This is a genomic window from Aquimarina acroporae, from assembly GCF_023195925.1.
In the GTDB taxonomy this organism is placed as follows: domain Bacteria; phylum Bacteroidota; class Bacteroidia; order Flavobacteriales; family Flavobacteriaceae; genus Aquimarina; species Aquimarina acroporae.
In genome coordinates this window covers 21014-35350 of sequence record NZ_JALPRE010000009.1, presented here as the reverse complement: position 1 = coordinate 35350, position 14337 = coordinate 21014, and the positions used below count along the sequence as shown (strand labels likewise).

At 32.5% G+C, this 14337-nt stretch carries 13 protein-coding genes; 7 read left to right on the top strand and 6 right to left on the bottom strand.

The window, feature by feature from the left end; translation table 11 throughout:
- Positions 1-56: 56 nt before the first annotated feature.
- The 6 genes from M0D21_RS13875 to M0D21_RS13850 all read right to left on the bottom strand — a co-directional run bounded on the left by M0D21_RS13875 (position 57) and on the right by M0D21_RS13850 (position 6595).
- The gene (locus M0D21_RS13875) at positions 57-1064 is read right to left on the bottom strand and encodes a 3-oxoacyl-ACP synthase III family protein (RefSeq protein WP_248330536.1); all 1008 of its coding nucleotides are present in this window, start codon (positions 1062-1064) and stop codon (positions 57-59) included.
- A gap of 283 nt (positions 1065-1347) precedes the next feature.
- Positions 1348-1578: a T9SS type A sorting domain-containing protein gene (locus M0D21_RS13870; protein ID WP_248330534.1), complete on the bottom strand. Its 231-nt coding sequence runs from the start codon at positions 1576-1578 to the stop codon at positions 1348-1350.
- Positions 1579-1692: 114 nt separating this feature from the next.
- Positions 1693-2325: a response regulator gene (locus M0D21_RS13865; RefSeq protein ID WP_248330532.1), complete on the bottom strand. Its 633-nt coding sequence runs from the start codon at positions 2323-2325 to the stop codon at positions 1693-1695.
- Positions 2318-4375 (bottom strand): tetratricopeptide repeat-containing sensor histidine kinase, encoded by a 2058-nt coding sequence (locus tag M0D21_RS13860; RefSeq protein ID WP_248330530.1) that lies wholly within the window; start codon positions 4373-4375, stop codon positions 2318-2320. The genes M0D21_RS13865 and M0D21_RS13860 overlap by 8 nt, the downstream gene beginning before the upstream one ends.
- Positions 4376-4575: 200 nt before the next feature.
- On the bottom strand, positions 4576-5883 hold the full coding sequence (locus M0D21_RS13855; RefSeq protein ID WP_248330528.1) for an ABC1 kinase family protein: 1308 nt from the start codon (positions 5881-5883) through the stop codon (positions 4576-4578).
- Between the two features lie 52 nt (positions 5884-5935).
- On the bottom strand, positions 5936-6595 hold the full coding sequence (locus tag M0D21_RS13850; protein WP_248330526.1) for a TetR family transcriptional regulator C-terminal domain-containing protein: 660 nt from the start codon (positions 6593-6595) through the stop codon (positions 5936-5938).
- Between the two features lie 254 nt (positions 6596-6849).
- Between M0D21_RS13850 and htpG the strand changes: the two genes are divergently transcribed.
- The 7 genes from htpG to M0D21_RS13815 all read left to right on the top strand — a co-directional run bounded on the left by htpG (position 6850) and on the right by M0D21_RS13815 (position 14327).
- Positions 6850-8736 (top strand): molecular chaperone HtpG, encoded by a 1887-nt coding sequence (gene htpG, locus M0D21_RS13845; protein WP_248330524.1) that lies wholly within the window; start codon positions 6850-6852, stop codon positions 8734-8736.
- 129 nt (positions 8737-8865) lie between these two features.
- Entirely contained in the window at positions 8866-9843 is a 978-nt protein-coding gene (locus M0D21_RS13840) for a helix-turn-helix domain-containing protein (RefSeq protein ID WP_248330522.1), read from the top strand.
- Positions 9844-9933: 90 nt separating this feature from the next.
- Positions 9934-12255 (top strand): outer membrane beta-barrel family protein, encoded by a 2322-nt coding sequence (locus M0D21_RS13835; RefSeq protein WP_248330520.1) that lies wholly within the window; start codon positions 9934-9936, stop codon positions 12253-12255.
- Between the two features lie 98 nt (positions 12256-12353).
- Positions 12354-12587 carry a thioredoxin family protein gene (locus M0D21_RS13830; RefSeq protein ID WP_248330518.1) on the top strand — a complete coding sequence of 78 codons (234 nt, stop codon included), beginning with the start codon at positions 12354-12356 and terminating at the stop codon, positions 12585-12587.
- 65 nt (positions 12588-12652) lie between these two features.
- Positions 12653-13378: a hypothetical protein gene (locus M0D21_RS13825; RefSeq protein WP_248330516.1), complete on the top strand. Its 726-nt coding sequence runs from the start codon at positions 12653-12655 to the stop codon at positions 13376-13378.
- 7 nt (positions 13379-13385) lie between these two features.
- Complete coding sequence (locus M0D21_RS13820) at positions 13386-13649, top strand: DUF2024 family protein (RefSeq protein WP_248330513.1); 264 nt, start codon at positions 13386-13388, stop codon at positions 13647-13649.
- A gap of 72 nt (positions 13650-13721) precedes the next feature.
- Entirely contained in the window at positions 13722-14327 is a 606-nt protein-coding gene (locus tag M0D21_RS13815; RefSeq protein ID WP_248330511.1) for a MarR family winged helix-turn-helix transcriptional regulator, read from the top strand.
- Positions 14328-14337 lie beyond the last annotated feature (10 nt).

Sequence of the window (14337 nt, the reverse complement as noted above, 5' to 3'; positions counted from 1 at the left end):
GAATCTAGTTAGATTCGCGTTTTTCTTTATACTATTTTAAAGAGTTATCATTTTGATTACCATTTTATTATCGCACTACCCCAAGTGAATCCACTTCCAAATGCTGCCAACACTACTAGATCTCCGTCATTTACTTTTCCTTGCTCCCAAGCTTCAGTTAAGGCAATTGGAATAGATGCTGCAGTAGTATTACCATATTTCTGAATATTGTTATATACCTGATCGTCACTCAATCTAAATTGTTTTTGTACAAACTGAGAAATTCTTAGATTCGCTTGATGTGGTATAAGCATATTGATATCGGTGGCAGATAATCCATTTGCCTGTAATCCTTCATTTATTACTTCAGAGAAACGAACAACCGCATTCTTAAAAACAAATTGTCCATTCATATAAGGATAATATGGAATGTTCTCTTGAGGGTTCTCAGCAATGATTTCTGGCACCCAGTGATCTGTACTTGGTCCTTCTAGCGACAATTCTTTAGCGTGTGCTCCTTCACTGTGCAAATGCGTAGACAAAATTCCTTTTCCGTCTTCTTCGCTACGTGTTACAACAGCAGCTCCTGCCCCGTCACCAAAGATCACAGAAACAGCTCTTCCCCGAGTAGACATATCTAATCCCCCACTGTGGTTTTCACTACCAATAACAAGAACATTTTTGTACATCCCTGTTTTGATATATTGATCGGCCACAGATAAGGCATATACAAAACCACTACATTGATTTCTAACATCAAGGGCAGGAATGGTTCTCATGTTCATCATTTCCTGAACTCTTACACCCCCTCCAGGAAAATACATATCTGGACTTAGCGTAGCAAAAATAATCAGATCAATATCATCGGTAGATACATTTGCTCTTTCTAAAGCAATTTTAGCGGCTTTAACTCCCATAGTAGAAGTACTGTTGCCATCTCCCTTTTTAATATGCCTTCTTTCCTTGATTCCTGTTCTTTCCTGGATCCAGGCATCATTGGTATCCATTATTTTTGAAAGATCATCATTTGTAACCACATTTTCAGGAACATATGATCCCAACCCTGATATTCTTGAAGTATACATATAGTTAATTATTGTGTATTGTGCTTATTTTATACTTAATTAAAACTGCCGCACAATATATGTATTCTTAACATTTTGATAAAACAAACCTTAATTATATTATATGCATGCATAGCAAAATGAATCCTTCTGTATGAAACACAATATTTTACAATTGAAAATTTTGAGTTATTTGCGCTAATCAATACTATTTAACTCTATTATCGGTCAAAAAAGAGCATAAAAAAACAAAAAGCCACAATTCCTAGAACCCGTGGCTTTTATCCCCCAATCTTCCTAAAACTTAGAATTTTAGAAATTTTTTAGTTGTTACCTTATTTTTAGTTTTAACCTCAATGGTGTACACTCCTTCTGGTAACATGGAAAACAAAATTGTATTCCTATATCTTAGCTTATTGCGTTTTTTAACAATTTGACCATTTGCATTCACAACCTTATAAGATGTTGAAGAAGAATTATCTTCAAGATCGATATAGACTTTACCTTCTAATGGGTTTTGATATATCGAAAACATAGTGTCTTACTATTTAAAATTGTTCATTGTTCAAATGATGAGTACAAATATAACCCCGAAGAAGATACCAGAACATACGTAGGGCTACGTAAATACTAAAAACTACTATTCATTCTAAAACAAAGAATCTTTGTTCTTTTGTGACCAAATAAGAAGCGAATTAGGTTTTTGATCAATATTGAGCTTTTTAATCATATTCGCTCGATGCTTTTCTACCGTTCTTACAGAAATACTCAAGAAATCGGCGATTTCGCTACTAGTCATTTCATCGGCTATTAATTTTAGGATCTTCACTTCTGAACGAGTAAGCACATCTGTATTTGTGCCATCTGTAGTCTTATGGGAGAATCTCTTATAAATTTTCTCACTAAAATAAGGTTTACCCTGACAAACACTTGCGATACAAGCTTCAATTTCAGAAAGAGCAAACTCCTTCAACAAATACCCATGTATATTATATTTTACCGCATCATCGAATAGTTTTTTTTCTTTGTGAAGTGTATTTAATACAATGCGGGTCTCAATATTATGCCTACTACAGTTTTTTGCGATATCTATTCCTGTCATATTTGGCATTTCGATATCTAGAATGGCAATATCAGGTTTTTCTTTAATTATCGTATTATATGCTGAAAGTCCATCACTGCATGTTGCGATAATACTATAATTCTTTTCTTTTAAAAACTCTTCTAATCCCTTTAACAAAAGGGGATGATCATCAGCAATAAGTATATCTGGTTTAAACATACTTCGGAATTTTAAATATCAACGTAGTTCCATTATCTATCTCGGAAAGTATTTTAAAACTAGCTTTTAAAAACTTAGACCTTTCACTCAATGTTTTTAATCCTATTTTGGAAGCAGAGGTCTTCTCTTTAGAGACATCGAATCCTTTTCCATTATCTTTAATCACAATCTCTACGTCATTTTTCTTATTCACCACCTTTATCTCTGCAGATCTAGCATTTGAATGTTTTATGATATTGTTAAAACTTTCTTGAACCAATCGATATATATTAATTTCTCTTTCTTGATCAAACACCTGATCTATATTATCTATTTCTGCCGAAATAAAAATATCATAGGTCTCGTCGATCGTCTCGACACTACTTTCAAGAGTAACCGTAAGGCCTGACTCTTCTAACTTAAAAGGGTGCAATGTTCTAGAAATAGATCGTACCTCATCTATGACACCATCAACCACCTGGGCCGTTTTTTTATCGTCATTCTGCAGCACTTTATTTTTGATAATTAATAAACTTTGACCTACGCTATCGTGTAAATCTTTTGAAATACGTTTACTCACCCGTTCTTGCATTTGCAATAATTCTTGTAAGAACGATTGCTGTAGTTTTTTATTACGTAACAAATACACTCTATTTCTATATAAGAACGCAGATAGGAATAACAAACTAAGACCAATCCCACCAAAGATTAACAAATTTCTTTTTGCTTTATCCTTTTGTTCTAACAATTGAATATTTGCTTTTTGCGCAGCTATTTGATTTTCTCTCTTTTCTTTTTCATATAGATTTTGATAGTAGATAAGGCTATTTGATCGAGTCAAATCGTACATAGAGTCTTTTAAAAGAATATGTCTTTCTAAATGTTTAGAAGCTTCAGAAAACTGCCCCAATTTGCTATAAGCATTATGCAATTCTTTTTCGAGGTGTACTTGCCCTCTAACATCTTTAGATTTCTCAAAAATTTCTATTTCTTCCTTAAAAATAGGAATAGCTTCTTTATATTGTTGACTTGCAATTTTATAACGACCTAAGGCCTTCAGATAAAAAATTCTATCATAAGAGTTGTTAACCAAATCTGGAAATTGTTCCAAAGTATCCAAATACTTTTTTGCTAATTCAGGTTGATTTTGTTTAGAATAGTATTCAGAAATATAAGACCTAACCCGAAAACGTTGTGCTTCATAGTTTTCATTATCTTTTATAAGATTAAATGCCCTTAAAAGTGCTTGCCCTTCTTTCCCAAATTCTTTTCTTTTCACATAATCGCGTGCATCATTGATGGCCAACTCTGATAAAGCTTGATAATCCTTATTTTTTTGTTTTTCTAATAAATTTCTAATTCGCTGTCGCTCTTCAAAAGATTTATCTAACACATATAATTGACTAAAAATTCCCGACACACCAAGCCCTGTGTAGGCTACATACGCCGTATCTTTCATTTTGGCGTACAATTCACCAGCTTTTTGATACTTTAAAAGTGCTGTAGTTAACTCTCCTAATCGTTCACGAGCCTGGCCTTCAAAATATATTGCATCTGCCTCAAAAATGGTATCCTTAGTTTGATGATAAATTCTTTCGGCATTTTGATAGTCTACTACCGCCCTACCTAACTCTTCGGTCAAATAGAATGTTCCTGCTCTTTTTAAATACAAATGACCAAGGTTAATTCTTTTTTTAAATTTAGCACTGTCATTTATGATGTTTGCTATAATTACAGCAGCAGAATCTGGTTTCCCAACTATTTGTAGATAATGATTGGTGAGTCTTGCTGTTCTAGAAGCAGCCAAATCTATGCTATCTATTCCTTTTGCAATATCTATGTACAAAAGAGTATACTTTGGATAGTTTTGTTTGTAATACTCAAAATCATTCCATTTTGAAGTATTGAGTTGATGAGTAAGAGAATCTAATAATTTAAGCTTTGAATAATTATCTGAGGTATTTTCAATCTCACTTATCAAATCTTGAATTCCTTCTTTACTTAGCTGCGCGAATGAAAGAAAACAAGAAAGTGCAGCAATAATATTTATGCATATTTTGCCTTTATTCATAATCAGGGGAAATTTAATACCGTGAAGATAAGGATATTTGTATTTTTTGAAAGAATAAAATAGTTTCAATTTTTATTTGAGCCATTTTTTCCTACAGTATAGATATGATTTCGACATAAAAGGGAAGGTGCGCCAACCACAGCGCACCTTCCTAACAACCTAACCAATAAATAAACAAACCAAGTTAGTCGAAAGACTAACTAAAGGTATTTTTCATAATTTGTTACCTGCACCTTAGCCTTTAGATCGTGCAGCAAATTATATAAGCCAAAAAAAGTTCTGTTCATATAAAGGAAGTGTTTACTTCCTCTATTACCATTCATTTTTCTTAACTCTGTATCTTTTGAATATTTTTCACTTAATTCTGTTATTTTACCCCAAAAACCTTCATCTGCAAAATCAAATGTAGTTTGCTGAAAAGGCAATGTGAACAAACTTAGCATTTCATGAAATAGCTCCGAGAAGAATCTTTTTTCGTTGGGAGAATCCTCTTCTCGGAGTATTTCTAATTGAAACATCTTTTGAGTAAAAATATCGGGGTTATTTATATTTTCTTTTTGAGCTAATTCGAAATATGGAGTATAAAACTCTAACGGGATTTGTTTTATGCACCCAAAATCGATCGCTATAAGTTGGGCATTTTGATCTACCAGAAAATTCCCTGGATGAGGATCTGCATGAACCATTTTTAGAGCGTGTATCTGAAACATATAAAAATCCCACAAGGCTTGTCCTATGTTATCTGCCTTTTTTTGATCTTTGTTCTCTTTGGTAAATTCGCTTAAATGAATGCCGTCCATCCAATCCATTGTGATGATACGTTTACTTGAAAGCTCATCATAATATTTAGGAAATTTTAGATTTGGAATTACCGAGCATGCCTCTGTAATTTCTTTACTCTGTTTAACCTCTAAAATATAGTCTGTTTCTTCGAGTAGTTTCCCTTCTACTTCTTTGAAGTATTTTTCAGAATCTTTACCTTTTAAATTAAACATTCTGATGGCGATGGGTTTTACCATCGCCAAATCAGAACTTATACTGTTTGCAACTCCAGGATATTGAATTTTCACAGCAAGATTTTTCCCATCTTTAATAGCCTTATGTACTTGTCCAATACTAGCGGCGTTAACAGATTGAGTTGCAAACGTATCATATAATTCTTCGGGATATTGCCCGTGATACTTTTTAAATGTCTTTCTTACCAAAGGAGCAGACAAAGGAGGAACACTAAATTGAGCTAGAGAAAATTTTTCTACATAGGCATTAGGAAGTAAACTCTTTTCCATAGAAAGCATCTGTGCTACCTTTAATGCACTTCCCTTTAAATTCTTTAAGCCATCATATATATCGGCAGCATTTTCTTCATTCAGTTGCTCTTTGGTAGTATTGGGGTTTATAGCTTTTTTACTATAATACTTCAGATAATTACCACCTACCCGCACCCCGGTTTTTACAAGCTCGGTTGTACGTCCTAATTTTGAAGTTGGTATTTTATCTATTGTCTTCATATATTTTCTATGCTTTTATGTCTACGATTTTTTTAATTCCTTACAACAAATGCTACATTACTTTTTCCTTCCACAGAAATTTCCCAAAATCTAATACATTATTTAAAGGGGTATTATCAAAAAGGTCGAAAATGGTATTTACAGATTTCTCTATAGCCATGTCAGTTTTTTCGAACCCTGGAGATTCATCTCCTGTCCAAAAATTCAATAAGAACAAAAATTGCAACCACGCACCCTCAGAAAATATTCCCACTGGATTTTTAGTTACTTTATACAACTTATGATCATTATCTTCTTCGATAAGTTCTTTGGCAAAATCTTTTATATGACCTCTCAAACTTTTAAGTTGTACCATGTTTTTAAAGGGGCCATCATGCCCATCGAGAGCAAATAACACATAACTCCGATTTAGGGTAAGCATCTCAAAAAAAGTATAAAAGAAGGTTAACATTTTATCTCTACTAGTAAAGCCTTCATAATCCTTATTTTTCTGCATCACGGACATTGTTGTAGTAAAAAAAGTATTCCAAATACCCTTATTAATACTTTCTACACTTCCAAAAAATTGATAAAATTCTTCTTCCTTTATTTTAATCGCTTTACAAAATTTATAAACCGATTTGGGAAACATATCGTTTTCTAACACATATTCCATATACTTCGATATGATATACTGACTATCAATGTTTTGTTTACTTTTTGTAGCGGCCATATTGTTTATATTTATATGTAAAGATAGGAATTGTTTAATTTTAACGATAAAAAGTTAAACAAAAAATATGTTAAAGTTGTTTCATAAATTTTGAAACTTAATTTTGAATACTTTTAGTCATAAAATCACTGAAATAATTACAAAATTTCGCTTGAAAAGAATACTTCAATGCCAGTTTGTCAGCAAACTACAATTGGTACTTTTTTTGAAACTGTAGCTTTCAAAAACAGACAACAAATTAAAACCGAATAAAAATGACAACGGGAAATATTAATGTTTCAGTAGAAAATATTTTTCCTCTGATTAAGAAGTTCTTATATTCTGATCACGAAATTTTTCTAAGAGAGTTAATTTCTAATGCCACTGACGCGACTTTAAAGTTAAAGCACCTAACCAGTATTGGTGAAGCCAAAGTAGAGTATGGAAATCCGATTATCGAAATAAAAGTAGATAAAGAAAATAAGCTTTTGCATATCATTGATCAAGGAATTGGTATGACGGCTGAAGAAGTCGAAAAATATATTAATGAAGTAGCATTTTCTGGAGCCGAAGAATTTCTTGAAAAATATAAAGATAGTGCCAAGGAATCTGGAATTATTGGGCACTTTGGTCTTGGGTTCTACTCTGCCTTTATGGTAGCTAGTAAAGTAGAAATCATTACCAAATCTTACAAAGATGAACCTGCTGCACACTGGACTTGTGATGGATCACCAACCTATAGTTTAGAAGCACATGATAAAACCGAGAGAGGTACCGAAATCATCCTTCACATAGGAGAAGATGATACAGAGTTTCTTGAAGATTTTAGAATCAATGAGTTATTGGTTAAGTATAATAAATTCATGCCGGTTCCAATTAAATTTGGAACAAAGACAGAAACTTTACCAAAACCCGAAGATGCCAAAGAAGAAGATCCTGCTCCAACGCAAGAGATAGACAATATTATAAACAACCCTAACCCGGCCTGGACAAAACAACCTGCCGATTTACAGGATGAAGATTATAAGAGTTTCTACCGGGAATTGTACCCAATGCAGTTTGAGGAACCTCTATTTAACATTCACCTTAATGTAGACTATCCGTTTAACCTAACAGGAATATTATACTTCCCTAAGTTAGGTCAGGATATGAACTTACAAAAAGATAGAATTCAACTGTATCAAAATCAAGTTTTTGTAACTGATAATGTTGAGGGTATTGTTCCCGAATTCTTGACTATGCTACGTGGAGTTATAGATTCGCCAGATATTCCTTTGAATGTATCCAGATCTTATTTACAAGCCGATGGTAATGTGAAAAAGATATCTAGTTATATCTCTAGAAAAGTAGCAGATAAATTGAATTCTATGTTCAAAAACAACAGAGAAGATTTTGAACAAAAATGGAATGATATCAAGATCGTTATTGAATACGGGATGCTTTCTGAAGAGAAATTCTTTGATAAAGCCGATAAATTTGCATTATACCCAACTGTAGATAACGCCTACCTAACTTTTGAAGAGTTACAAGAAAAGATTAAAGAAAATCAAACCGACAAAGATGATAAGCTTGTTATTCTTTATGCTTCTAATAAAGATGAGCAACATGCATACATTGCAGCAGCAAAAGACAAAGGGTATGAAGTTTTACTATTAGACTCTCCTATTGTATCGCATCTTATTCAAAAATTAGAAACCAGCAAAGAGAAAATAACATTTGCCAGAGTAGATGCAGATCATATCGATAATTTGATCAAAAAAGATGAAGAAACGATTTCTAAATTATCTGATGAGGAAAAAGACGCTTTAAAAGTAGATCTTGAAAAGGTAATTCCAGCAGATAAATATACGGTACAATTAGAGGCTATGGATAGCAATGCGGCTCCCTTTATGATTACGCAACCAGAGTTTATGCGTCGTATGAAAGAGATGCAACAAACTGGTGGAGGCGGTATGTTTGGTATGGGTAATATGCCAGAAATGTACAACCTAATTGTAAATACTAATCATGAATTGGTAGGACAAATAGCAGGAACCAAAACCGACAAGAAAAAAGAACGACTAATCAAACAATCATTAGATTTGGCAAGATTATCACAAAACTTGTTGAAAGGTGAAGAATTAACTGCTTTTATTAATCGCAGCTTTGATATGATTAAATAATTAGCACCATATAATTATTTAAACCGCTTCATTTTTGTTAAATGAAGCGGTTTTTGTTTTTCACTTTTGATATGAATAGTAAATCTTTTACATTCGTATGAAACTGATTTTCTCAAAAACATGAGGTCTTTGTATTACATATCAATATGTTTTTTCTTCTGTAGTTCCCTGATTTTTGGTCAAACTCCGGTATCTGGCTATGTTACTTTAGAGGACCAAGATGTTTGGAAAAATAAAGTCTACTTAAGTAAAATCGAACAAAATGAAAACAATAGTGTTTACAGTAGTATCACTATTGCCTCTGCTACTATAGATAAAGACGGTTTTTTTGCATTTGATCAAAAGCTTTTCGATCAAGAAGATCAAATGTATAAAGTACAGCTTCAGCCCATTTCTTTAAAAGAAAAAAAGAAACTCTCGGACAAAATAAAGACTTATAGATTGTTTATAGCATCAAAAAAGGATACTATATTTTTTAATAAAAGTATTATCCCTTTTGGAAGCTACACTACTAATAATAAAGCTGATCTAGAATGGCAAAGGCTCAAAAAGTTTAAAAGTAGATTTGAAAATTTGACCACCGATTTTGACCCCGAGCAATACCTTATAGAAACAAAAGGGTATGTCAAGGATTCTCTTCAAATCCTTTTGGTAAAGCTCATTGGAATAAAAACCCTTGATGACGAAAATTTATTAGATAAAGACATCAAAGAAAATCCTGATTATTATTTTGATCTTATACAAGAGCTAAAATCAAGTGAGCTTGATCCTGCCACCTACTTATACTTAGAGAATAAACTCACGTACTTGATACAGGAACAAACCAATAAAAAGTACCATACAAGTCTTTGGATAAACGGCATTGCTATTTTGATCATTCTTGCTTTAGTAAGTTTTATTATAATTTCCCGAAAAAAACGCTCCTCCAATCAAGTTCCGTTAAGCAAACAGGAAAAAATTGTAAAAGACCTTATCATTTCTGGTAAAAGCAATAAAGAAATAGCCAATGAATTGTTTGTAAGTATAAGCACTGTAAAAACGCATATCACAAATATTTACGGCAAACTAAATATCTCGAACCGCCAGGAATTACTTTCCAAAAAGTAAAATCATACCGGTACTAGTACCTTATTCAGATCATAAAAACCAACAGATCGGGTAATTTCTATAGTTCTTTGTTTCACAAAATTAAAGTTGATGAAACAGATCTCTATTGCCATATGTTTATTGCTATCGCTACAACTATATGCACAAAATAAATATAATTTGACCGGTATTATTTTGGTGCAAGATCAAAATATTGTAGAAAATGGAGATGTACTACTAACCGATAGCCAAAATGGAACAATTATAAAATACACCTTTATCAAAGATGGTAAATTCACTTTTCTCGAACTAACCGAAGGTAAATATATAATTACCGTTACCTGTCTCGGATATAAAAAAGCCTCAAAAGAAGTTGTTTTAGATACCCATAAAAAAATAGAAATTGAACTTTCCAAAGAGACTATCCATCTAGATGAAGTTACCATTAAAGGAACCAAGAATAACATTAGTTTCAAAGATGGAAACATATCGGTACAGATCGAAAATTCTATTTTTGAGTCTTTACCTTCTACTACCGATGTTTTGTCTAAACTACCAGGGATACAAATTAGCCCAGATCAAGAATCTCTATCTATTATTGGGAGAGGAACTCCACTCCTCTATTTGGATAATCAACGTATTGATTTTGACCAACTACAATCAATTTCGGTAAGTGATATAAAGGACATTCAAATTATAGATAACCCTCCTGCCAAATATGAGGCAGAAGGTAGAACACTAATTTTAATTACCCGAAAAAGAAATAAAAATGATGGCTATAAAATACATATTTCTGAAGTTGCCTCATTCAAAAGAAGATTTAGTAACTACTCCGAATTAAAAGGTGATTTTAAAAGAAAAAGACTTGAACTACAAGGTAATTTCAATTATAATCAGATAGGTTTTTGGGAAAGTTCAGGATCCCAACTCAACATACCTCAAGAAAATATTAGATCTGAATATGATGCCAAAGCAATTGGACCACGACCACAATTTATAATAGGTTCCGGTTTTTTCTATGAGGTTAATGATACCGATTATATCTCAGGTAGAATAAACTACAGAACACAAAGGGATAAATTTCCGATACGTACCAATACCACTCAACAAATAGGTGAAGTGGAAGATTTTATTGTTTCAGAAAGTGCCAATGACGCTCCAAGAAGCTTCTTAACTTCGAATCTTAATCTTTCTAAAAAATTAAACAATACGGATAACCTATTTTTTGGCCTACAATATTCAAACTATAAAAGAGACTTGAAGAGTACTATTTTTAACAATATTAATGAGGGCGGATTTCAATTATCTCAAAACCGTGATCAAACCTACGAAATTGGATCTTTTGCCGCAAGAATAGATTTTGAGAAACAACTAAAAAAGCACCTTAAGATGGAAGTTGGAGGTACCGTTTCAATTGGAAATGCAATTGCCTTTTCAGATTTTGAATTCCTGAACACCGATGATCGTATCATCTCAACATATGATTATGATGAAGATATTTATGCAACCTATGCGCAATTGTCGGGCTCTATAAAAAAAATCACTTATAACATAGGAACCAGAGTAGAAACTAATCTTGTAAAAGGAGCGTTCAGAAATTCTTCTTCTTTGCTGGTAAATCGAGAACAAACTCGTGTATTTCCAAATTTGAGAATAAATATTCCTGTAGACAGCACCAAAACCATTACTATTAATTACAACAAAACCATTAATAGACCTGGGTATCTTAACGCCAGTTCGATAAGTACATTTATAAACCCATTGGTAGAATTTGAAAGAAATGTCAATCTTAGATCGACACTCACTGAAGAAATTGTCGCTAGTATACAACACAAAAAATCGAATCTTAGACTAAACTATTTTACTATTAGAAACCCAATATTCTTTAGTTCTGTATATAATCCTCAAGAAAATCGAATTACTACATCTCCAGAAAATTTTAATGAAGAAACGGGTTACTCCTTACAATTCAGAAATACTTTGAGTTACAAAATCTTCAGTACCTCTAACCTTTTTAATTTGACGTATAGCAAGATTAATGACCTCAACGCTTTGAACATAAAAACCAGGCCTTATTTTTATTATTATTCTAATAGTGAGTTAAAAATTAAACCTAAAATTACCATAGGGGTTAACTTTTGGGGATTATCTAAAAGGTATCAAGGAATTTTTGAGAGAAATGCTATGTTTATTCTAGGAGCATCCTATAACCAAACTGTATTAAAAAATCTGCGATTTTCTATAAATGTAAATGATATTTTTAGAAATATGAACTTCAATGATAGGTATACTGTAAATGGTATAATCACCAACGATACTTTTTACGCAAATGCTCAAGAGCTTTCGTTTTCTTTAAAATACTCCTTTGGCAAGGAGCGTAAATCTTCTTTCAAGAACAAAAATGTAGATGACAATCTCAATCGAATGAATTAGATCAAGATTTTGATCAAAGTGTTAAAAAAATTAAAATTATTTTTATAGTTAGGATTCCTTACTATATTTGTATCAGAATTTTAATCAAAACCAAAATAATGAGTAAATCAATTTTTTATCATGCAGGATGTCCTGTTTGCATAAGTGCAGAGCAAGACATAGTGAATCTTATAGGAAACTCGAACGTAGAAATCGTTCACCTTGGCGAAGATCAATCTGAAATCGAAAACGCCGAAAAAGCGGGTGTACAATCTGTTCCTGCTCTTTTAACTCCTAATGGAAATGTTCTTCATATTAACTATGGAGCATCAATTGCCGATGTAAAAGGCTAATTTTTTTCAAACTAATAGTTAGGATTCCTAATTAAAAAAATCCTAGCTATTAAAATTTCAAAACTATGAAACATTTAATTTTAACCATCGCTCTACTGGTATATTCATATGCCTCGTATGCTTATCAAAAGCATACTGATTACAATACTAAAGATTTCAAAATCTCTAAAGCTACTGTAATACATGACACCTCTATTGCTAGTACCATTTGGAAAATAACCGTAGAAGGAAATGCAGGTCTTACAACCCCAACACCAGCTGGACAGCTACACGGAGCTCCAGTTTTGGGATATGTTTTTCCTACAACATTACAACCAGAAGATGTTGGTTTCAATCCAACATCTGGTATTGTTGCATTAGCATTAACTTCTCATCCTGACTTTGATGACACTCCACTCTGGGATGAAAATTCAGATAAGAAGTTTGATAACGATGGGGTTATTTGGCACCCACATTGGGTTATACTACACGAAGATAAAAGAGTAGATGGTGGTCTTTCGGTCAAACAATTTAAGAAAGATGATAAAACTGTAGTGTTACCTCCCACAAATCCTGGCATGCCCATGTACATGGACTCTCCAGGTTATCAGGTTACTACCCAAAGAAATGAAATACTTGTAGTAATTCCAGATTATCGTATACATCATAAAGTCGATTTCAAATTCGATGCAGTCTCTGCCTATATGGAGGTAAATACCAATGATAAAGACCGCCCTATGCTTGGAGTTTATAAGGTATATAGTATACTAAGTAAAGAATTATCATTACCATTTATCGTTCAATCTAAATAATACACAAATGAGAATAGCAGTCTGGGATACTTATGTTCAACGAAATAACGGAACCGTAATGCATTTTGATATTTTAGTTCCTGATACACTAAAAGATGAACAACGTGTTTTTGAATTCGGAAAATCTTACCTAAAAACAAAATCATTTGACACCCAAAATTTAACGTCGAAAGAGTGTAAATTCTGTCATATTGCAGTAGCCTCTAAAGTAATGATTGAAAACATCGAAACCAAAGGTTATGATATTATTGAAATGGAAAACTGTGAATAATTGACCTTAAAATAATTAGGATTACTAACTTTGCTAATGAGAAAGAGTCCCTTTCTCATTAGTTTTAAGATTATGAACAAGAGTATTTTTGATTTACCATATCAACACAAAGACAATATTGCAAAAATTGTAATTGGTCTTGAACGTATTTCTGAAGCGTTCAGAACTCTTCTTTGGGATCACGCTAAGACTATAGGGCTAAGCCCAATTCAAATACAAATATTAATCTTTATTGCTTATCATAAAGAAAGTTTATGTACTGTAAGTCATCTTGCAAAGGAGTTTAATCTTACTAAGCCTACTATAAGTGATGCTATAAAAGCACTTGACAAAAAAGAAATGATTATAAAACACAAAACAGCTTCTGATAGTAGAAGTTACTTTATTTCTTTATCACCTAAGGGCAAAAAAAGTGTATCTGAAACAGAGAATTTTGCAGATCCAATTCGAAAACAAGTTTTAAACTTAACTCAAAACGAACAAGAGTCTATGGTAAAGACTATAAGTTCATTAATATTTAAATTAAATACTGCTGGAGTTTTGTCTGTACAACGTACCTGTTATGGTTGTAGGTTTTATGACAAAACCAATACAGGTCACTATTGTAACCTTATACAAACTACATTAAAAGATCAAGATATAAGACTTGATTGTCCTGAGTATGAAGAAAAAGCATAAAAAAACCTCC